Origin of the sequence: Nocardioides marinus, assembly GCF_013408145.1 — a bacterium.
GTDB lineage: Bacteria > Actinomycetota > Actinomycetes > Propionibacteriales > Nocardioidaceae > Nocardioides > Nocardioides marinus.
On sequence record NZ_JACBZI010000001.1, the window covers coordinates 331,142 to 351,892 of the forward strand.

General features: G+C 73.4%; 19 protein-coding genes. 11 read left to right on the forward strand and 8 right to left on the reverse strand.

From position 1 onward, the window contains the following. Positions 1-13: 13 nt before the first annotated feature. From BKA05_RS01665 to BKA05_RS01685, 5 genes are all read right to left on the reverse strand, one after another. Complete coding sequence (locus BKA05_RS01665) at positions 14-1,027, reverse strand: hypothetical protein (protein WP_179529870.1); 1,014 nt, start codon at positions 1,025-1,027, stop codon at positions 14-16. After that, a complete protein-coding gene (locus tag BKA05_RS01670; RefSeq protein ID WP_179529871.1) occupies positions 1,024-2,838 on the reverse strand; it encodes a hypothetical protein in 1,815 nt (604 codons plus the stop codon). Before BKA05_RS01670 ends, BKA05_RS01665 begins: the two co-directional genes overlap by 4 nt. Continuing rightward, positions 2,835-4,982: a glycosyltransferase gene (locus BKA05_RS01675; protein ID WP_179529872.1), complete on the reverse strand. Its 2,148-nt coding sequence runs from the start codon at positions 4,980-4,982 to the stop codon at positions 2,835-2,837. Before BKA05_RS01675 ends, BKA05_RS01670 begins: the two co-directional genes overlap by 4 nt. After that, positions 4,979-5,248, reverse strand: coding sequence for a hypothetical protein (locus BKA05_RS01680; RefSeq protein WP_179529873.1), 270 nt, complete (start codon positions 5,246-5,248; stop codon positions 4,979-4,981). Before BKA05_RS01680 ends, BKA05_RS01675 begins: the two co-directional genes overlap by 4 nt. A 191-nt stretch (positions 5,249-5,439) precedes the next feature. After that, the gene (locus tag BKA05_RS01685; protein WP_179529874.1) at positions 5,440-6,609 is read right to left on the reverse strand and encodes a glycoside hydrolase family 5 protein; all 1,170 of its coding nucleotides are present in this window, start codon (positions 6,607-6,609) and stop codon (positions 5,440-5,442) included. A 91-nt stretch (positions 6,610-6,700) separates the two neighbouring features. Between BKA05_RS01685 and BKA05_RS01690 the strand changes: the two genes are divergently transcribed. From BKA05_RS01690 to BKA05_RS01715, 6 genes are all read left to right on the forward strand, one after another. Further along, on the forward strand, positions 6,701-7,963 hold the full coding sequence (locus BKA05_RS01690) for a hydroxyacid-oxoacid transhydrogenase (RefSeq protein WP_179529875.1): 1,263 nt from the start codon (positions 6,701-6,703) through the stop codon (positions 7,961-7,963). Beyond that, a complete protein-coding gene (locus BKA05_RS01695) occupies positions 7,960-8,511 on the forward strand; it encodes a DUF1648 domain-containing protein (protein WP_179529876.1) in 552 nt (183 codons plus the stop codon). The genes BKA05_RS01690 and BKA05_RS01695 overlap by 4 nt, the downstream gene beginning before the upstream one ends. Then, positions 8,508-11,354, forward strand: coding sequence for an FAD-linked oxidase C-terminal domain-containing protein (locus tag BKA05_RS01700; protein ID WP_179529877.1), 2,847 nt, complete (start codon positions 8,508-8,510; stop codon positions 11,352-11,354). Before BKA05_RS01695 ends, BKA05_RS01700 begins: the two co-directional genes overlap by 4 nt. Positions 11,355-11,438: 84 nt before the next feature. Beyond that, the gene (locus BKA05_RS01705) at positions 11,439-12,707 is read left to right on the forward strand and encodes a class I SAM-dependent methyltransferase (protein WP_179529878.1); all 1,269 of its coding nucleotides are present in this window, start codon (positions 11,439-11,441) and stop codon (positions 12,705-12,707) included. After that, complete coding sequence (locus tag BKA05_RS01710; RefSeq protein ID WP_179529879.1) at positions 12,704-13,702, forward strand: hypothetical protein; 999 nt, start codon at positions 12,704-12,706, stop codon at positions 13,700-13,702. Before BKA05_RS01705 ends, BKA05_RS01710 begins: the two co-directional genes overlap by 4 nt. A gap of 21 nt (positions 13,703-13,723) precedes the next feature. Next, positions 13,724-14,722: a DNA topoisomerase IB gene (locus BKA05_RS01715; protein ID WP_179529880.1), complete on the forward strand. Its 999-nt coding sequence runs from the start codon at positions 13,724-13,726 to the stop codon at positions 14,720-14,722. On the opposite strand, the gene serC is transcribed toward BKA05_RS01715, so the two are convergent. Beyond that, positions 14,715-15,839, reverse strand: coding sequence for a phosphoserine transaminase (serC, locus tag BKA05_RS01720; protein WP_343045471.1), 1,125 nt, complete (start codon positions 15,837-15,839; stop codon positions 14,715-14,717). The genes BKA05_RS01715 and serC overlap by 8 nt on opposite strands. Before the next feature lie 63 nt (positions 15,840-15,902). Here serC and BKA05_RS19430 point away from each other — a divergent pair, with 63 nt between their 5' ends. The 3 genes from BKA05_RS19430 (at position 15,903) to BKA05_RS01730 (ending at position 17,405) form a co-directional block, all read left to right on the forward strand. After that, entirely contained in the window at positions 15,903-16,376 is a 474-nt protein-coding gene (locus BKA05_RS19430) for a zinc ribbon domain-containing protein (RefSeq protein ID WP_246289738.1), read from the forward strand. Beyond that, a complete protein-coding gene (locus BKA05_RS01725; RefSeq protein WP_343045472.1) occupies positions 16,357-16,875 on the forward strand; it encodes a GNAT family N-acetyltransferase in 519 nt (172 codons plus the stop codon). The genes BKA05_RS19430 and BKA05_RS01725 overlap by 20 nt, the downstream gene beginning before the upstream one ends. A 92-nt stretch (positions 16,876-16,967) precedes the next feature. Continuing rightward, positions 16,968-17,405 carry a nuclear transport factor 2 family protein gene (locus BKA05_RS01730; RefSeq protein WP_179529882.1) on the forward strand — a complete coding sequence of 146 codons (438 nt, stop codon included), beginning with the start codon at positions 16,968-16,970 and terminating at the stop codon, positions 17,403-17,405. Between the two features lie 22 nt (positions 17,406-17,427). Here the strand turns inward: BKA05_RS01730 and BKA05_RS01735 are convergent, their stop codons facing one another. Then, positions 17,428-18,015, reverse strand: a complete 588-nt coding sequence (locus tag BKA05_RS01735; RefSeq protein WP_179529883.1) for a class I SAM-dependent methyltransferase — start codon at positions 18,013-18,015, stop codon at positions 17,428-17,430. A 144-nt stretch (positions 18,016-18,159) separates the two neighbouring features. Between BKA05_RS01735 and BKA05_RS01740 the strand changes: the two genes are divergently transcribed. Next, a complete protein-coding gene (locus BKA05_RS01740; protein ID WP_179529884.1) occupies positions 18,160-18,768 on the forward strand; it encodes a VldE C-terminal domain-containing protein in 609 nt (202 codons plus the stop codon). A 72-nt stretch (positions 18,769-18,840) separates the two neighbouring features. Here BKA05_RS01740 and BKA05_RS01745 read toward each other — a convergent pair whose 3' ends face one another. After that, positions 18,841-19,941 carry a citrate synthase 2 gene (locus BKA05_RS01745; RefSeq protein ID WP_179529885.1) on the reverse strand — a complete coding sequence of 367 codons (1,101 nt, stop codon included), beginning with the start codon at positions 19,939-19,941 and terminating at the stop codon, positions 18,841-18,843. A 151-nt stretch (positions 19,942-20,092) separates the two neighbouring features. On the opposite strand from BKA05_RS01745, the gene pdxH reads away from it, so the two are divergent. After that, positions 20,093-20,731, forward strand: a complete 639-nt coding sequence (pdxH, locus tag BKA05_RS01750) for a pyridoxamine 5'-phosphate oxidase (protein WP_179529886.1) — start codon at positions 20,093-20,095, stop codon at positions 20,729-20,731. The last annotated feature ends 20 nt before the right edge of the window (positions 20,732-20,751 follow it).

Here is a 20,751-nt window from a genome sequence, read left to right on the forward strand (position 1 = left end):
ATCGGCCGCCGAGTCATCGGGAGAACGGGTGGTCGGGCGACCCCGGGCGCACGCCCAGGGCCTCGAGCTCTTCGGACAGTCGGGTCGCGGCCGCGTGCAGCTCGGCGAGGCGCTGCTCGTCCGTGGAGCTGCGGGCGGGCAGGCCGGCGCGGTGCCGGGACGCCGCGATGATCGCGTGCGCCTCACGACGGGCGTGCAGCCGGATCAGCTCGGCGTCGAGCTCGGCCTGCGCGGTGAGCATCTCGCAACGCAGCGCCGACTCCACCTCGATCGCCTCGAGGTGGGCGATCGTCGCCGAGCGCACCTCGCGGATGCGACCGATCACGCCGGCCACGACGTCGTTGACGTCCTCGGCCACCACCGCGGCGTCCTCCGCGGGCACGAGGGAGAGCAGGGCGGTCACCGGCTCGGAGAGCTCCAGCACGTCTGCCTCCTCCGGGTCGTCGTGGTGGTGGACGTGGTCGGGCAGGTCCTCCCAGCGGCCCGTCGGGGCCAGGTCCTCGCCGCCGCTGTCGTCCCTGTCGACGTCGCCGTCGGGGGCCGCGGCGTGCTCGGGCACCGACGCCAGGGTCGGGGGCGAGGGGAGCGCGTCGGGCCCGGCGAGCGGGGTGGCCTCCGCGGGCGGGTCGGGCTCGGCCAGCACCGGGACCTCGTCGGCCAGGTCGCTCACGACCGGCAGGATCGTCGGCACCCTGGGGAGCGCGTCGGCCGCGTCAGCGGCGGAGGGCTCGTCGGCCGCGGGACCGCTGAAGGGGTCGACGGGTTCGCCGGTGGCAGGGCCCTCGTCGTCGGGCTGCACGTCGTGGTGCTGCTCGTCGTGGGGCTGCTCGTCGCCGGACTGTCGGGAGTCCGGCGCGGCCCCAGGAGCCTGCTCGTCGGCGGGGTCCAGCTGCTCGGGCTCGGGCTCGGTGGCCGGCTCCGGGACCAGACGATGGGTGAAGTCCACCCGACCGATCCGCTCGGGGTGCGAGAGGATCTCGTCGAGCGAGGGCGGCGGGTCGATGCCCGGCGTGCGCTGGTCGATCACGAGGTCACCTCCAGCTCGGGCACCAGGGTCGGTGCGTCGTCGCCGGTGGCGGGCTCCTCGGAGCCGGGCTCCTCGGCCCCCGACTGGTCCGCGATCTCGCTCGCGTCCTGCGTGACGGTGCCGCCCGGGGTGAATCCGGCGGGCACGCCGACCAGGGTGTAGCGCGCCGTGGTGTAGATCGTCGTGAGCGACGGGTGCCGGCCGGCCGCGGCCTCGGGGTAGAGGCTGCTGAGCAGGTCGGAGGCCGTGTCGGTGGAGAGCAGCATGTAGTCGACGTGGTCGGCGGGGTCGGCCGCTGCCTCGAGCCAGGGTCCGTCGGACTGGTCGACCCGGTCGAAGAAGAGGTCCGGACGACCGGTGAACAGCATCACCGCGTAGGTCTGCGCGTTGTCGGTGAGGATCGAGCCCCGGCGGGTGACGTTGGCGCGGATGAAGGAGGCCATGGCCTGCTCGTCGACCACGCCGACCACCTGGCCGGAGCGGGTCCGAGCGCCCTCCTGGCTCTGTCCCGTCGAGATCGCCGCGGCGAAGGTCGACTCCAGGTTCTGGTACTTGTAGTCCTTCATGCCCTGGAAGGTCCACGGGATGCTGAGCAGCAGCCCGACGACCAGGAGCGCGCTCACCAGGGTGGCGCTGGAGCCGGCCGAGCGGGCCAGCCAGATGGCGCCGATGACGGAGACGACCAGGATCGGCAGCGCGTTGCGCATCACCATCGGGCTGTCGGTGACGTTCAGGACGACGGCGCCGGCCGGGGCCAGGACCGTGAAGGCGAGGATGACCCCGAGCCACAGGGCGAAGCTGTTGCGACGGGCCATGCCCGCGAAGAACAGCGCCGGCAGGACCACGATCGCGATCGGGGCGCCGTAGAGCACCAGCTCCCCGGTCCAGCGCAGCAGGCCGACGATGGAGAACTGCTCGGCGTTGACGTTGCCGATCGCGTCGCTGCTCTCGGTGATCCAGGCGAAGGGGTTGCCCAGGAGCAGCAGGTTGAAGGCCGTCCACAGGGCGATGACGTAGATGGTGGGGGAGGCGAACCCGACGGTCGTCCCCTCGATCTCGGTGCCGTCGGCGCCCATCCGGGCGAGCACCGCCCCGATCATCACAGCGCTCAGCACGAACCACAGCAGGCTGGAGTAGCCGGCGAGCGTGGCGACGGAGAAGGCCAGGCCGGCGATCATCACGAAGCGGATGTCGGCGGTGACGTACCACGCGAACAGCGCCCCGAGCGCGACCACCACGAGCGAGAGCCACAGGAAGTGGCGAGCTCCGCCGGCGGCGTACAGGGCGACCAGCGGGTTGGCCCCGAGCGTCACCAGGACGGTGTAGCGCAGCGGGGCCAGCACCGCGGCGCGACGCATCATCGTGTTGAGCACGACCATGGTGCCGGCGGCGAAGACCGCCGAGGTGATCGGGATGATCGCGAGGCTGCGGGCCACGTCGCTGAAGATGGTCAGCGGCGTCACGAGCAGCGTCGCCAGCGGCGGGTAGTCGAAGCCGAGCGCCGAGAGCTTGGGCGGGTCGTTGTGCCAGACCATCAGCGCACGGTTGAGCCGGTCCAGGGTCTCGAAGCCGACGACGTGCTTGTCGACGACCAGCCAGTGGCCGAAGAGGGTCCAGGCGACCAGGAAGAACGCGAACACCCCGAGGCTCTCCCACCGCTGGCGCGGGATGTCGGTGGGGCGGCGCCCCACGGACTGGATCACCCCCGAGAGCCGCTCGGCGTTGGTGACGACCCGGCGGGTCGGCCGCTCGGGCTGCACCACGATGTGGGGCTCGCCGGCGGGCGTGGGCGTGGTGTCGGTGGCACTCATGCCGATTCCTCATCCAGACCGTGCTCGGTCTTCTCCCAGTAGAAGGGGTTGGTGAACAGCTGGATGAAGCCCTTCCAGGCCGCCCAGCTCATCAGGCCCCAGTACAGGGGGGAGAGCAGTGCGGTCCGGGTGATGCTGAACTCCCCGCGCTGCAGGCTCCCGGCCACGTTGAGGTAGACGAAGACGAAGTTGCCGATGAAGAGCATCGCGCTGGCGGCGTAGAACACCATGCCGGGGAACAGCTGCTGGATGAAGCCGGCCTGGGTGAAGACGTACAGCGTGGTCAGGCCCCAGAAGATCGGGTTCATCAGCAGCACGAACGCGCTGCCCATCGTCAGGTTGAAGGACAAGAACCCGCGCAGACCCGTGGCCCGCAGGAGCTGGAACGGGTGGCGCATGTGCACCAACCAGGTCTGGAAGTAGCCCTTGTTCCAGCGCGAGCGCTGGCGGATCCAGTTGCCGACCTGGGAGTTGGCCTCCTCCAGCGTGGTGGAGTCGATCATCGCGGTGCGGTAGCCCTCGCGGTGCAGGCGGATGCCCAGGTCGGCGTCCTCGGTGACGTTGAAGGGGTCCCAGGCGCCCAGGTCGCGCAGGACCGAGGTGACGAAGTGGTTGGAGGTGCCGCCCAGCGGGATCGGGGACTCCGACGCGCCCATGGCCGGCAGGACCAGCTCGAAGTGCATGGAGTACTCGTTGGCGAACCAGGCCGTGAGCATGTTCTGGTCCTGGTTGAAGTGGTTGAGCTTCGCCTGGATGCACACGACGTTGCCCGGCACCCGCGCGAACGCGATGACGGCCTTCTTGAGCTGGTCGGGGTCGGGACGGTCCTCGGCGTCGAAGATCACGCAGTAGTCGCCGTGCGAGAGCTGCAGGCCGTAGTTGCAGGCCTTGGGCTTGGTCTTCGGCTGGCTGTCCGGCACCACCACGAGGTGGAAGTGCGGCGGCAGGTCCATCGAGCGGATCTTCGCGATGGTCTCCTCGTCGTCCTCCTCGCAGAGCAGCTTCACGTCCAGCCGGGTGCGGGGGTAGTCGAGGGCGTTGATGTCCCGCACGAGGCGGGAGACGATGCCGGCCTCCTTGTAGAGCGGGACCAGGATCGTGTAGACGGGCAGGTGACGCTCGTCGAGCATCGCGATCTCGTCGTCGGTCACGTCGGTCTCGAGGTGGGTGCCCAGCGCCCGCAGGGTCAGGCGGAACTTGTAGACCGAGACGAAGAGATAGGCGAAGCTCGCGGCGCCGACCAGGCCGATGAGCGTGCCCATCGGCCAGAGGATCCCGCAGATCGCGATCAGGACCAGGGCCATGACCAGGACGGCCTTCTGGGTGGGCGCGATGACGACGTGGGCCGAGGACTCGGGCGCGGACTCCATCAGCAGCTCGGTCGACACCTGCGCGTAGTGCTCGGCGTGGACCTGCTGGATGAGCTGGTCCAGGTCGGTGCGGTTCGCGAGCAGCTGGCGGACCGGCTGGTCCAGCGCCTCCTCGACGCTGTCGAGGTCCTCGGCCGCCAGCGGGCGGGCCACGGCCAGGAGCACCGTGTCGTCGCTCTCGGCGACCGGCATCGCCTGCAGCGACTGCGCGAGGGGCTCGGGCAGGCGACGCGTGACCGCCGGGTCGGGTGCGAAGTCCCGCAGGCCGACTCGCTGCATCTGGTGGATCTCGGAGAGCGCCGCCACGAGCACGTCCTCGGTGATCGCACCGTGGGAGACCAGGATGTCGCCGAGCGGGTCGCCGGTGCGGGAGTACTCCAGCGTCGCGCGCTGCAGCTGCTCCTTGGTCACCAGGCCGCTGCGGGTGAGCATCTGGGCCATCTGGGTGCGGGCCCGTCGGGCCTCCGGGGTCTCCACCTGGTCCTCGACCGGCGGGTAGGTCTCGTCGATCGCGGCGATGATCTCGACGGCGGTGTGGCGCACGAGCAGCACCGGCTGCTGGACCCGCTCACGGACCACCTCGAGCGCGATCTCGTCGTCGGCGTCGGCGGAGGCCACGAGCACGGTGCCGTCGACGACGGCGTAGGGCATCACGCGGAAGGTGCGGCACAGCCCCTCGGGCAGCAGGTGACGCAGCTCGGCGTCGATGCCGTCGCCGAGGCGTGCGGCGGTGCCGGTCGTGCCGGTCGTGCCGGTCGTGGAGGTGGAGCTCATCGGGCTCCCGCCCCGAAGCCGTAGGACGCGTCGTCACCGGGGGCCGCGCCGTCGCCGGCGGTCGGGGCCGAGTCGGAGCCCTGGCGGGGCTTCATGACCGTCCAGGCCAAGAAGGCCACCAGCAGCAACGCCAGCGGAGCGATGAGGAAGCTCACGAAGACCGCGACGAAGATCAGCAGCGTGAGGATCGCGCCCAGCACCGCTGCGCCGACACTCTTGCCGCTCCCCCTCGCGCCGCCCTGCCAGGCTCCTGCCTGCACCGTCATGCGCCCGACCCTCCTGCGATGCCGGCAGCCCTCTGCGCCAGCGGTGATTCGACCATAGGAGTGGGCCCTCCCCCGCGGGGGAACAGCACCTACAAGGTTCGGTAACAGGATCGGGCGTGCGGCCCCGACGGGTAACAACCCGCCGGTCGCCGGCGTGCCGCTGGTCGGCCCTCCGCAGGGGCGGACGTCCGCTATCCGGCCTCCGGCAGGCCCTGCGACCACCACTCGCGGGCCAGCTCGCCCCAGGGCGTGGGGGTGCCGTCGAGGTCGCTGACCAGGGCCATCGGGTCGGCGGGCAGCTCGGCCCAGACCCACAGCAGCGAGCCGATGTCGTGCTCCTGGGCGAAGCGCAGGTAGTCGGCGACCCAGCCGTCGGTGGGGTCCTCGGCGCCGAGCTCGGTGGTGAGGACCGGCACCCGGTCGGCCAGGGGCGCCAGGACCCGCTCCCAGCAGGCCGGACCGCAGGCGGCGGTGTCGTAGGCGTGGAAGGCCGCCACCAGCTGGTCGTCGTCAGGCACCGAGTCGGCCCAGGCGCGCAGGTCGTTGGCGCCGTCGAGGCCGCTGAGCAGGATGGGCTGCTCGGCGCCCGCCCGGCGGATGGCCGCCACGAGGTCGGCCATCCCCAGCGCCTCGTAGGTCGCCCGGCCAGGCTTGGTCTGGGTCCGGTCGTCCTCGACCGGCACCTCGCAGCCGCCCTGGCTCCAGCAGCGCCAGCCCAGCTCGAAGACCGGGGCGCCGCGCACGTCGTCGCGTGAGTGCGGCGCACTGAAGGCGTCGAAGAGCACCGAGGGGCTCGCGGAGTACTGCGCGGCGACCGAGCGCCAGAAGGCCAGGGACTCCGAGTCGGGCATGGCCGTGCTGCCGAAGCCGGCGCTGCCGATCCGCTTGCGACTGTGGAGGTCCAGCACGACCACGAGGCCCTCGGCGTTGAGAGCACGGACGAAGCGGTCCACGGCGCCGCGGTAGCCCAGCGGGGTGCGCTCGACGAAGTCGTCGCTCACGGGCGCGCTGCGCGTGCCCAACCAGCAGTCCTGGTTGAGCGGGAGGCGGACGGTGTCGACACCCCAGGAGGCGATCACCGCCGCCTGGTCGGCCTCGGCGTCCTCGCCGAGCGGATCGAGGCCCGAGTAGCCCCAGCCCTGGGCGCAGGCGGACTCGAAGCCGGACCAGTTGATCCCCTGCGGGACCCAGGGGTCCCCGCTGCGTGCGTCGACCAGCGCCCCGTCGCGGACGACCGGTCGTGCGGCGGGGGACTCGGGGTCCTGGGGGCGGGACAGGAACCATCCCAGTGCGATCGACCCGAGCAGCCCCAGGAGCAGGAGCAGCACGACTCCACCGCCGCTGCGTCGCAGCTGCGCCATGCTCGGCCCCCCTCCGCGCACTCCCGGCCCCGAGCGCTCCGGGTCGGTGCTTGAGGGATGGTACGGCTCGGCGAGGTCCTACGGTGGGCACATGAGTGAGACCGTCTTCACCTACGCCGCCCCTGCGCTGAAGTTCGGCTCCGGCGCCTCCGCCGAGCTCGGCCACGACCTGGCCGCCCTCGGGGCCCGCCGGGTCCTGCTGGTGACCGACCCCGGGGTCGCGGCCACGGGGGCCCCTGCGCGGATCGCCGAGCAGGTCCGCTCCCGGGGCCTGGAGGTCACGACGTACGACGGGGTGCACGTCGAGCCCACGGACGCCTCGATGCAGCACGCCATCGCCTTCGCGCGCGACGCGGGGCCCTTCGACGCGGTGCTCGCCGTGGGCGGCGGCTCCTCGATCGACACCGCCAAGGCGGTCAACCTGCTGACCACCAACCCCGGCGAGCTGATGGACTACCTCAACGCGCCCGTCGGTCGCGCGCAGGCGCCCACCCACCCGCTGCTGCCGCTCGTGGCCGTGCCCACGACCACCGGCACCGGGTCGGAGTCGACCACGATCTGCGTGCTCGACGTGCTGTCGCTGCAGGTCAAGACCGGCATCAGCCACCCGGCACTGCGCCCGACCATGGCGGTGGTCGACCCGCAGCTGACGATGGGCCAGCCGCCGATGGTGACCGCCGCCGCGGGGATGGACATCCTCTGCCACGCCCTGGAGAGCTGGACGGCCCGCTGGTTCGCCGACTTCGACGCCAAGACGCCCGAGCAGCGGGTGCCCTACTGCGGCGCCAACCCGATCGCGGACCTGTGGGCCCAGCGCTCGATGTCGCTGCTGGCCGGGTCGTTCCGCCGCGCCGTGGCCGACGGCGGCGACGTCGAGGCCCGCGAGCAGATGGCGCTGGCCGCCACCTTCGCCGGTCTCGGCTTCGGCAACGCCGGCGTCCACGTGCCGCACGCCAACGCCTACCCGATCGCCGGCCGGGTGCGCGACTACCGCCCCGAGGGCTACCCCGACGGCGAGCCGATCGTGCCGCACGGCATGGCGGTCACCCTCACCGCGCCGGAGGCGTTCCGCTTCACCTTCGAGGCCTCCCCCCAGCGACACCTCGACGCCGCGCGACTGCTCGAGCCGGACGTCACCGGCGACGGCCCCGACGTGCTCCCGGGGGTCCTGACCAGGCTGATGCGCGACATCGGCATCCCCAGCGGGCTCGCCGAGGTCGGCTACCTCGACTCCGACGTCGACGACCTCGTCGAGGGGGCGATGAAGCAGCAGCGGCTGCTGGCCACGGCTCCCCGCGAGGTGCGGGCCGAGGACCTCGCGACGGTGTTCCGCGGCTCCATGCACCACTGGTGAGCGAGCGGGTGGAGGAGCCGAGCGGTGGCCGGGACCAGCGGCTGCGCGAGCTGGTGCGCGTCGCGATGGCGCTGGCCTGCGCGGCGTACGTCGGGGTGCTGCTCGTCGCGGCCGTGACCCTCCCCGAGCGGGTGCCGATCCACTTCGCGGCGGGGGGCGAGGCGGACCGGGTCGTCGGCCGCGAGGAGGCGTTGGTCACGTTCGCCGTGGTCGGCGCGGCGATGGCGGTGCTCATGGTGGGACTGGCCCGCTGGATGCGACGGGCGCCCCTGACAATGGTCAACGTGCCGCACTTGGACTGGTGGACCATGACCCCTGCCCGGGAGGCCCGGCTGCGTGCCCGGCTGGAGACCGACCTGCTCGGGATCGGTGCGCTCACGATGGCGCTGCTGGTGGTCGTGCAGGTGCTCACCGTCCGCGCGGCCGACGACCCGGCGCCGTCCCTCGGGCCGGCCGCGGGGATCGCGGTCGTGGCCTACGTCGTCGTGCTGCTGGCCGTGCTCGTCTGGATCTCCACCCGTCGCTACCGACCCGGGACCGCGTCGTGACCGAGACCCCCACCTCGACCCCCACCTCGAGCCCCGCCTCGACCGGTGACCTGACCTCCGCCCTGCGGGCCGCGGGCGTGGTCGACGTCGACGACTCGACCCTGGCCCGGGCGCTGTACTCCACCGACGCCTCGCTCTACCGGGTCCCGCCGCAGGTCGTCGTGCGTCCGCGTGACCGCGACGAGCTGCTCGCCACCCTCGCGGTGGCCCGGGAGACCGGCACCCCCCTCACGATGCGCGGGGCCGGCACCTCGATCGCCGGCAACGCCGTGGGCCCCGGCATCGTCGTGGACACGACCAAGCACCTCCACCGGGTGCTGGCGATCGACCCCGAGGCCCGCACCGCCGTGGTCGAGCCCGGCACCGTGCACGCCGACCTGCAGCGGGCCGCGGCCCCGCACGGGCTGCGGTTCGGCCCGGACCCGTCCACGCACCCGCGCTGCACCATCGGCGGGATGATCGGCAACAACGCCTGCGGGTCGCGGGCGCTGGGCTACGGCCGCACGGCCGACAACGTGCTCGGGCTCGACGTCGCCTTCGGCACCGGCGAGGTCTGGAGCGGCGGGCCCTCGCCCGTCGTCGACGCGCTGGGTGGTGTCGTCGACGCCGACCTGGCCCACGTGCGCACCCACTTCGGCCGCTTCACCCGCCAGGTCAGCGGCTACTCCCTCGAGCACCTGCTGCCCGAGAACGGCCGCTCCGTCGAGAAGTTCCTGGCCGGCTCCGAGGGCACCCTGGGCGTGCTGCTGGGCGCCACCGTGCGCCTCGTCGACGACCGCGTCACCCGTCACCTGCTGGTCCTCGGCTACCCGACCATGGTCGACGCGGCCGAGGCCGTCCCGGCGCTGCTCGCGGTCGGCCCGCTGGTGGCCTGCGAGGGTCTCGACGCCCGCATCGTCGACCTCGTGCGGGCCGGAGGCGGCTCCGTGCCCGACCTGCCGCGCGGTGGCGGCTGGCTCTTCGTGGAGTACACCGACGCCGGGCTGGAGCAGGCACTCGTCGCGGCGGGCTCCGCGCTGGAGCACCGGGTCGTCACGGACGCTCGGGAGGCCGCGGCGCTGTGGCGGATCCGCGAGGACGGGGCCGGGCTGGCCGCGCGCAGCCTCGGGCGACCGGCGTACTCGGGGTGGGAGGACGCGGCGGTGCCGCCCGAGCGCCTGGCGGCGTGGCTGCGCGACTTCGACGAGCTGCTGGGCGCCCACGACCTGCAGGGCGTGCCCTACGGCCACTTCGGCGACGGCTGCGTGCACGTCCGCATCGACTTCGACTTCACCGACCGGCAGAGCGACCCCGACGCGGGCCGCCGCCGGTTCCGCGAGTTCCTGCTGGCCTGCGCCGAGAAGCTGCGCGAGCACGGCGGGTCGCTCTCCGGCGAGCACGGCGACGGCCGGGCCCGCTCGGAGCTGCTGTCGGTGATGTACGACGCGGAGTCGCTGCGGCTCTTCGGGGCGGTCAAGGCCGTCTGCGACCCCCAGAACGTCCTCAACCCCGGGGTGCTCGTCGACCCCGACCCGATCGACGCCCACCTGCGGCCGGCCCGCCCCCGGCGCGAGCCCCGCACCGCCCTGCGGCTGCTTCACGACGGCGGGTCCCTGGGTGACGCCGTCCACCGCTGCACCGGCGTCGGCAAGTGCGTCGCCCCGCAGGTCACCGGCCAGGGCTCGGGCGTCATGTGCCCGTCGTGGCAGGCGACGCGAGACGAGAAGGACTCCACCCGCGGCCGCTCGCGGGTGCTGCAGGAGGCCCTCGACGGCACGCTCGTCGGCGGGCTGGGCGACCCGGCCGTGGCCGGCGCCCTGGACCTGTGCCTGGCCTGCAAGGGCTGCGCGTCCGACTGCCCCACCGGCGTCGACATGGCCACCTACAAGTCCGAGGCCCTCCACCAGCGGTACGACGGAGAGGGCTCGACCGAGCGCCGCCCGCGCTCCCACCGGCTGCTCGGCCGGCTGCCCACGTGGGCAGCCCTGGCCGCGCCGGTGGCCCCGGTGGTCAACGCCTCGCTGAAGGTGCCGGCCTTCGCGAGGCTCGCCCGGGCCACCGCCGGGGTTGACCAGCGCCGCTCGCTGCCGGGCTTCCAGCGCCGCACCCTGCGCCGCTCCGCGACCACGGCCCGGCTGCCCGAGACGCCCGACGTGTGGGTGTGGGCCGACTCCTTCACCGACCACTTCCTGCCCGGCTCGGGCCACGCCGCGATCCGGGTGCTGGAGTCCGCGGGCCTGAGCGTGCGGGTGATCGCGGAGGACGCCTGCTGCGGCCTGACCTGGATCACCACCGGCCAGCTCACCGAGGCCAAGCGGATCGCGGCGCGGACGGCCGCGACGCTCGCGCCCTACGTCGCCTCCGGGGTGCCGGTGCTGGGCGTGGAGCCCTCGTGCACCGCCACGCTGCGCAGCGACCTGGTCGAGCTCAGCGACGACCCGCGCGCCGTGGAGGTCGCCGGGGGAGTGCTGACCTTCGCCGAGCTGGTCGCGCGCCTGGACGCCGAGCGCCCGGGCGGGCTGCCGCTTCCCGACCTCACCGGCGTCGAGGTCGTCGCGCAGCCGCACTGCCACCAGCACGCCGTGATGGGCTGGGACGCCGACCAGCGGCTGCTGGAGCGCCTCGGGGCCACGGTCACCCGGGTGCCCGGCTGCTGCGGGCTCGCCGGCAACTTCGGCATGGAGAAGGGGCACTACGAGGTGTCGGTCGCCGTCGCCGAGACCCACCTGCTCCCGACGGTCCGCGCGCACCCGGACGCGGTGGTGCTGGCCGACGGGATGTCGTGCAAGGTCCAGCTCGACGACCTCGCCGACGTCCCGGCGATGCACCTCGCCGAGCTGCTCGCTTCTAGGCTGTCCGGGTGAACCCCAAGCACCGCCGCCTGGTCATCCCCGTGGCGCTGGGCGTGCTGCTGCTGATCGTCGTCGTCGCCGCCCTGGTCTGAGCCGATGGCCGAGCCGCTGCTGCGCACCCTCGCCCGTCTGCGGGCCGAGCTGCTGGCCCCGGACACGTTGGTGCGGGCCGTGGCCTCGGGCCGCCGCCGCGAGGGCGAGCCGCGCTGGCGCCGCGTCGAGCTGCGCCCCGTGGACCTGAAGGCCGGCCGGCACCTGCAGCTGACGGCGTACGACGCGACGCAGGCGCACACCAGCAACCACCCGTTCGGCGACGAACCGGCCGCGGGCCCGGCGGCCGAGGCCCTGGACGCGCTGCTCTTCGACGAGCCCTTCGGCAACTGGCACGTCGAGACCACCACCCACACCCACCAGCTGCGGGTGACCAAGAAGGGCGAGGGGCTGCTGCACTCCGCGGCGCGCAAGGAGGCCGTGCAGGCCGAGCGCGGCCACGACCGTGACAAGGAGCGGCTGCTGGAGGAGTCCGACCCGGTGTTCCGGGCGCTCGGGCTCACCGACGCGCAGGGACGGGTCAAGCCCAGCCGCCAGGCCAAGCTCCGCCAGGTCGAGGAGTTCCTGCGCCAGCTCGACGCCGCACTCTCCGACGCACGATCGCGCGGTGCGCTGCGCCGCCCCACGCCCGAGCAGCCGCTGCGCGTGGTCGACCTCGGCTGCGGCAACGCCTACCTCACCTTCGCCGCCCACCGCTTCCTGACCCACGTCCGCGGCCTGCCGGTGCACCTCGTCGGCGCCGACGTGAAGCAGCAGTCGGCCGACCACAACGGCGAGGTCGCGGCCTCGCTGGGCATCGACGGGCAGATGTCCTTCGCGGTGGGCACCATCGGCGACGTCGTGGTCGACCCGGCCCCGGACGTGGTGCTGGCCCTGCACGCCTGCGACACGGCCACCGACGACGCGCTCGCCCGTGCGGTGGGCTGGCAGGCGCCGGTCGTGCTCGCGGCCCCCTGCTGCCACCACGACGTGGCGGCCCAGCTGCGCAGGTCGCCCACCCCGTCGCCGTACTCCGCCCTCACCCGGCACGGCATCCTGCGCGAGCGCTTCGCCGACACCCTCACCGACGCGCTGCGCGCCTCCCTGATGCGCCAGCAGGGCTACCGCGTGGACGTGGTGGAGTTCGTCGGCTCCGAGCACACCCCGCGCAACACGATGCTGCGCGCCGTGCGCACCGGCTCTGCCGTGCGCGGGGGGTCGCTGGTCAAGGAGTACGACGAGCTGGTCGCCACCTGGCAGCTGACGCCACGGCTGGCCCAGCTGCTCGCCGGCGCGGGCAAGGGGGCGGAGCCGGGCGCCACGGACCCGTCGTGAGCCGGCTGCTCGCCGCGCTGGTCGCCCTGCCCTTCCTGGCCGGGGGCGTGACCGCGGCGCTGACCGCCGACCGCGGCGAGGTCGTGCTGACCTTCACCGACCCCGAGGTCGTGGAGTCCTCCGGGCTCGTGGTGCGCGACGGCCTGCTCTCGACGATCAACGACTCCGGTGACACCGGCCGGGTCTTCACCGTCGCCCTGGACGGCGCGGGTGCCGGCGACACCGTGGGGGTGACCCGCTTCGCGGAGTCGCCGGTGGACATGGAGGCGCTGGCCCCCGCCGGCCCGGGGGAGGTCTGGGTCGGGGACATCGGCGACAACGGCGCCGCCCGCGGCTCGGTCTCGGTCACCCGGGTGCCGGTCGGGCGAGGGGAACGCAGCGGCACGTTCCCCACCTACGAGCTGGTGTACGCCGACGGGCCGCGCGACGCGGAGACGCTGCTGGCCCACCCGCGCACCGGTCGGCTCTACGTCGTGTCCAAGCAGATCTTCGGCGGCGTCCTCTACGCCGCGCCCCGGCGCCTGGACCCGGACCGCCCGAACCGGCTGCGACCCGTCGCCGACGCGATCCCGATCGCCACCGACGGCGCCTTCTGGCCCGACGGGAAGCACCTGGTGGTGCGCGGCTACGCCCGGGCCGTCGTCTACGCCTGGCCCTCGATGCGCGCCGTCGGCGACCTGTCCCTGCCCGACCAGGACCAGGGCGAGGGGATCGCGGTGACTCCCGACGGTCGGGTGCTGGTCTCCACCGAGGGGCAGTTCACCGACGTGCTGGAGGTGCGGCTGCCGAGGGACGTGCGGCAGGCGGTGGAGCCGACCCCGGAGCCGGCCGAGCCCTCGGCCACGCCGGAGGGGGAGGCGGACGCGACCGATGAGACCGCGGCCGAGGACGCCGCGACGGCGGGCGGCCTCGCCTCCCTGGGGGTCGTGATGGCTGTCTTCGTGGGGCTCATCGCCCTCCTGGGTGTGGTCGGCTGGGTGGTCCGTCGGCGCTGAGGCCGACCTACGGTTCAGGCCATGGTGCGGCTGCGCAGGACCTCTCCCGACCAGCCCGGGTGGACCCGGCGCCGGGCCGGGCGCGGGTTCGTCTACCTCGACGCCGGCGGCGAGCGGCTGCCGGACGAGGACGCCGACCGGGTCCGGTCGCTGGTGATCCCGCCTGCCTGGCGCGACGTGTGGGTGACGCCGTACGAGAACGGGCACCTGCAGGCGGTGGGGACCGACGACGCGGGGCGGCGGCAGTACCTCTACCACCCGGCCTGGCGCGAGAAGCGAGACCAGGAGAAGTTCGAGCGGGTGCTGCTCTTCGGCAAGGCGCTGGTCAAGGCCCGCGAGCGCGTGGTCGGCGACCTCGGACGCGAGGGGATGCCACTGGAGCGTGCGTGCGCGGCGGCCGTGCGGCTGCTGGACCTCGGCTACTTCCGCATCGGCAACGACGTGTACGCCGACGAGAACGGCTCCTTCGGGCTGACCACGCTCGAGCGGCGACACGTGCGGCGGCGCCAGGACCGGCTGGTCTTCGCCTTCATCGGGAAGTCCGGGGTCGAGCACCGTGTCGAGATCGACGACCTCGTGGTGATCGAGGCCGTGGAGATCATGCGCCGCCGCCGGGGCGAGGACCCGCGGCTGCTGTCCTACAAGCTGTCGCGCTCGTGGCGATCGGTGCTGCCGGAGCTGGTCAACGACTACGTCCGCGAGACGACCGGTGTGGAGGCGACCGCCAAGGACTTCCGCACCTGGCACGCGACCGTGCTGGCCGCGGCCGCCCTGGCCGAGACCCCCGAGCACGGGGAGAGCGCCGCCTCCCGCAAGCGGGCGGTCGCGGGGGCGATGAAGGAGGTGTCGGGCTTCCTGGGCAACACCCCGACCCTGGCGCGCTCCTCCTACGTCGACCCGCGGGTGATCGAGGCCTACGAGGAGGGCCGCACCATCGAGCGCACGACCCGGCGGACCTACGACACCCCCGACCAGCGGCAGGCGGCGCTGGAGAGGGCGACGCTGAAGCTGCTCAGCTGAGCCGCTCGAGCACCCAGTCCAGGCAGCGGGTCAGGGCCAGCACGTCGTCGGGGTCGATCGCGGGGAACATCGCCACACGCAGCTGGTTGCGACCGAGCTTGCGGTAGGGGTCGGTGTCGAGGACGCCGTGGGCGCGCAGGACGCGCAGCACGTCCTCGAAGTCCAGCGGCGGGTGCAGGTCGACGGTGCCGACCACGTGGCTGCGGTGGGCGGGATCGGCGACGAAGGGCGTCACCCACGGGGAGCGCTCGGCCCAGCCGTAGAGGTGTGCGGCCGACGCGCGGGTGCGGGCGACGGTCGCGTCGAGACCGCCGAGCGAGAGCATCCACTCCAGCTGGGCGTCCATCAGGAACAGCGTCGCCACCGACGGCGTGTTGTAGGTCTGGTCCTTGCGGGAGTTGTCGATCGCCGTGGGCAGGTCGAAGAACGCCGGGACGTGCCGGCCGGTGGCCGCGATCCGGCGGGCGCGCTCCAGCGCGCGGGGCGACATCAGTGCCACCCAGAGCCCGCCGTCGGAGGAGAAGCCCTTCTGCGGCGCGAAGTAGTAGACGTCGACCTCGGCCAGGTCCACCGGCAGCCCGCCCGCGCCCGACGTGGCGTCGACCAGGACCAGCGCGTCGTCGTCGATGCCGCCGGGCCGCAGCACCGGGGCCATCACGCCCGTGGAGGTCTCGTTGTGGGCCCAGGCGTAGGCGTCCACGCCGGCGGTCGGCTCCGGCGACGCCAGCGTGCCCGGCTCGGCGCGCACCAGGGACGGCTCGGACAGCCACGGGGCCGCCGCGGCCGCAGTGGCGAACTTGCCCGTGAACTCGCCGTAGACCAGGTGCTGGGAGCGGTGCTCCACCAGCCCGTACGTCGCGACGTCCCAGAACGCCGTCGAGCCGCCGACCCCCAGGACCACCTCGTAGCCCTCGGGCAGCGAGAACAGCGTCGCGAGCCGCTCCTTGACCCGGCCGACCAGCGACCGGACCGGTGCCTGCCGGTGGGAGGTCCCCATCAGCGTCGTACCCGTCGCGGCGAGGGCGTCGAGGTGCTCGACGCGCACCTTGGAGGGGCCGGAGCCGAAGCGGCCGTCGCGGGGGAGCAGCTCGGCGGGGATGCGCAGGTCCGACGTCACCGGTCCATCATCCCAGGCGTGTCGCCGCTGTTTGGCGGGTGTCCGTGGGGGTAGGCAGGGTCCATGACCACTCCGCACGGCTCCTCGAGCAACCAGCTGCCGCCCACCGGGGGCACGCGCACCACCCTGCGCGTGATCGGCGTCCTGCTGCTCGTCGTCGGTGTGCCGGTCTTCGCGTGGGGCATCTACTCCGTCTTCACCTACGAGGGCTACGACGGTCCGCCGGGAACGGCGATCCTCGCCTTCATCGGTGGCCTCCCCGTCATCGGCATCGGGCTCATGGCGCTCAACGTCGGCACGATCGGCGCCCAGTCGCGCTACGTCGCGGGCGAGACGATGCCGACGCTGAAGCAGTCGGCCGCCTACCTCTCCGACGGGGAGGGCATCATGGGCGTCGGTCGCACCGTCGACGGCGCCACCCACGGCACTGACGGGGCCCGCCGGGCCGCGGCCACCGGACCGTTCTGCCGCTCCTGCGGCGTGCGCAACGACGAGGACGCGCGATTCTGTGACGGATGTGGAGCCTCGCTGGCCTGAGGGCTGGAGCATCTCCCAGGTCGGCTACGGCGACCCCGACGTCGCCCTGCTCGTCGAGCAGGTGCAGGCCTTCTACGTCGAGCGCTACGGCGGGCCCGACGAGACCCCGCTGGACCCGCTGATGTTCCAGCCGCCCCACGGCAGCTTCTTCCTCGGCCGCCTCGGCGGTACGCCGGTGGCGACCGGTGCCTGGCGCCGCACCACCTCCGCCGTGGTGCCCGGGCTGCCGGCGGGTGCGCCGCTGGCGGAGGTCAAGCGGATGTTCGTGGTGCCCACGGCCCAGCGCCGTGGGCTGGCCCGCCTCGTGCTGGCGCACCTGGAGCGGACCGCAGCCGACTCCGGCGTCCGTGCCCTGGTGCTGGAGACCGGCGCGGCCCAGCCCGAGGCGATCGCGCTGTACACCTCCAGCGGCTACGAGCCCGTGCCCGGCTTCGGGCACTACCGCGACTCCCCGCTGTCCCGCTGCTACGGCAAGGTGCTGGGAGGCGCACCCGCCTGAGCGGTCGCCGCCCGCGGTCCGGGCCAGCCGAGTGCGCTAGATCCCATGCGTCGGCGGCGTACCCCGACGCCCCGCGCGTCGTTGAGTGGGACGTGAAGAAGCAGCAGGCCACCGAGGAGCTCCACCGGGCCGTCGTCGAGACGCTCGCCCGGCTGGGACGCGCCTTCGCCCACCGCGACGTCGACGCCGCCGTCGCCTGCTTCACCCCCGACGGAGCCGCCTACGGCGACGACCTGGGGGAGCACGCCCACGGCCACGAGGAGCTGGCCTCGTTCCTCGCCGAGGTCTTCGAGGAGCCGTTCGTGATGGGCTGGGAGGTCGGCGAGGTCTGGGCCCGCCACCGCAGCGACGTGCTGTGGTTCGTGGCGCGGACCGAGGCCGTGCTGACCTACCCCGAGGGGATCGTCGAGCGGGTGCCCTTCCAGCTCTCCGGCACCCTGAGCCACTCGCGGCGCCACGGTTGGCGCTTCGAGCTCTTCAACGGCACCCAGCCGGTCACCCAGGCCCGCGAGCTGCTCGTCGGCGTCTGAGGTCCACCCCGCGCGCCGGGGGTCAGCACACGACGGCGTAGCGCTCGTCGGTGATCGGCCCGCCCCACAGGGCGGGGTCGTCGAGGACCAGCACGCGGGGCTCGCGCCCGACGGTGCGCGCCGCGTCGGCCACCTGCTCGGCGGTCAGGCCGGCGCCGGTGACCCAGCTGCCCTCGACCAGGACCAGCCGGCCCTCCGGTCGCAGCAGGGAGGACCAGCGGCGCAGCGCCTCGACCGGGTCGGGCAGCGCCCAGAGCACGTGGCGGCTCAGCACGACGTCGTACGTGGCGGCGCCCAGCGGCGGGTCGTAGGCGTCGCCCTCGGTGATGCTGACCGTGGGCTCACCCTCGGTCTTGGCGATCGCCCGCCGCACCATCTCCGGCGAGAAGTCCACGCCGTCGACGGCGTACCCCTCCTCGGCGAGCAGCAGCGCCAGTGTCCCGGTGCCGCAGCCGAGGTCGGCGACCCGGCAGGGTGCCGGAGGCAGGAGCCCGGCCAGCATCGTGCGCCAGGCCCCCCGCACGGCGGGGTCGCGCAGCCCGTGGTCGGCGGCGTCGTCGAAGGTGTCGGCCTCGTCGTCCCAGAGGTCGACCGCGTCCCGAGAGGTCATGACGGGCAGCCTAGGGGTGGGCGCCGACGGCCGACCGGCGCCGACTGGTGTCGATCCCGGGACAGGGATCGCCCCGTCTGCCTACGCTCGTCCCCTCGGTCGCGGGGAGGTGGCCGAGGAGTCTCGCTCTCGGAGGGATCCACCATGCTCGTGCCCGTTCGTCGTGCCCTCAGGGCGCTGCTGGTCGGCCTGCTGCCCGTCCTGCTGCTGACCGGCGGTCTCGCGGTCGTGACCGCGGCGACGGCCGGTGCCGCGATCGAGGACTTCGCCCGCTACCAGCCGGAGGAGAAGTGCTCCCCGAAGGCCAAGCCGGGGGCGGCGTACCTCAGCGGCTGGCTGGTGCGGAAGTACGGCGGGCACCGCGGCCGCGTCGGCTCCGCCTGCACGTCGTCGGTCTCCGAGCACCAGGAGGGCCGGGCCGTCGACTGGTCCAACGACGCCACGACCAAGGCCGGCCGCAAGCGGGTGAGGACGTTCCTGAAGGACGTGCTGGCCGAGGACCACCGTGAGCGCCCCGCGGCCAAGGCCCGCCGGATGGGGATCATGTACATCATCTGGGACGACCAGATGTACGCCGCGTGGCGCGGCTTCGAGCCGATGGACTACCTCTCCTCCTCGTGCAAGCGGAGGAAGAAGTGCTCCAAGACCCTGCGCCACCGCGACCACGTGCACATCTCGCTCTCGCGGCAGGGCGGCTTCGGCAACACCAGCTTCTACGACGGCAGGGTCGACAAGGACACGACGAAGGGCTGACCGCGACCGACGCCGGGGACGACGAAGCCCGCCGGTCGGGACCGGCGGGCTTCGATGCGTGCTGTGTCGGGCTCAGGCCCAGGCGTCGTTCCAGCCCTCGACGTCGCTGGCCGGGCGCGGGGCCGGTCCGGCGTACACGGCGGAGGGACGGATCAGGCGACCGGTGGTCTTCTGCTCCAGGATGTGCGCCGACCAGCCACCCGTGCGGGCGCAGGTGAACATCGAGGTGAACATGTTGGCCGGGACCTCGGCGAAGTCCAGGACGATCGCGGCCCAGAACTCGACGTTGGTCTCGAGGACGCGGTCGGGACGGCGCTCGCGCAGCTCCTTGAGCGCGGCCTGCTCCAGCGCCTCGGCCACGGCGTAGCGGGGGGCGTCGAGCTCCTTGGCGGTGCGCCGCAGCACCCGGGCGCGGGGGTCCTCGGCGCGGTAGACGCGGTGGCCGAAGCCCATCAGCCGCTCGCCGCGGTCCAAGATGCCCTTGACGTAGGCCTCGGCGTCGCCGGACTGCTCGACGTCGCTGATCATGCCGAGCACCCGCGAGGGGGCGCCGCCGTGCAGCGGGCCGCTCATCGCGCCGATGGCGCCGGAGAACGCGGCCGCGACGTCGGCGCCGGTGGAGGTGATGACGCGCGCGGTGAACGTCGAGGCGTTCATGCCGTGCTCGGCCGCCGACGACCAGTAGGCGTCGATCGCCTTGACGTGCTTGGGGTCGGCCTCGCCCTTCCAGCGGATGAGGAACTTCTCGGCCAGGGTCGCGCCCTCGTCGACGATCTTCTGCGGGACGACCGGCTTGTCGAGGCCGCGCGCGGACTGGGCGGCGTACGAGAGCACCATGACGGCGACACGGGCGAGGTCCTCGCGGGCCTGCTCGTCGGAGATGTCGTAGGTCTGCCCGAAGCCGAAGGCCGGGGCCAGCATCGCGATCGCGGCCTGCACGTCCACCCGGACGTCGCCGGTGTGGACCGGGATGTTGTAGGCCTCGGCCGGCGGCAGGCCGGGGGTGTAGGCGCCGTCGATCAGCAGGCCCCAGACGTGCTCGAACGGCACCCGGCCGACGATGTCCTCGATGTCGACGCCGCGGTAGCGGAGTGCCGAGCCCTCCTTGTCCGGCTCGGCGATCTGGGTCTCGAAGGCGATGACGCCCTCCAGTCCGTGGTGCACCTCAGGCATGTCGACTCCTTCGTCGTCCGTCTCGTCGTCTCGACCGACCGGGTCGCGGCCGGGGTCAAACCTCATGCATTCTGCCGGACGCCCCGCCGGTCCGGCGCAGCGGCCGTCCGCCGAGACCGACGGGTGGTCCCTGCCTCCGTACGCTCGGGCCATGACCGACCTGCGTGCGCTGCGCCGCGAGTACGCCGCCAGGGGGCTCGACGAGGCCGACCTGGACCCCGACCCGCTGGTGGTCTTCGACCGCTGGTTCGCCGAGGCCGTGGCCGCCGGCCTCGACGAGCCGAACGCGATGGTCGTCGCGACCGTCGATCCCGGCGGCGCGCCGTCGATGCGCACCGTGCTGCTCAAGGGCGTCGAGGACGACGGGTTCGTCTTCTTCACCAACCACTCCTCTCGCAAGGGCCGCGCGCTGGCGGTCGATCCGCGCTGCGCGTTGCTGTTCCCGTGGCACCCGCTGGAGCGGCAGGTCCGGGTCGAGGGGAACGCCGAGCTGCTCCCGCGCGCTGAGGTCGAGGCCTACTTCGCCCAGCGCCCGCGCGGCAGCCAGCTCGGCGCACACGCGTCGGCCCAGTCCGAGCCCATCGCCGACCGCTCCGCGCTCGAGGCGGCGTACGCCGGGGTGGAGCGAGTGTTCGGGGACCGCGACGTCCCGCCGCCGGAGCACTGGGGCGGCTACCTGGTGCGGCCGCAGGTGGTGGAGTTCTGGCAGGGCAGGCCGTCGCGGCTGCACGACCGGCTGGAGTACACGCGCACCGACGACCACTGGTCGGTGCGGCGGTTGCAGCCGTGACGGGCCGGACCGACGGCGAA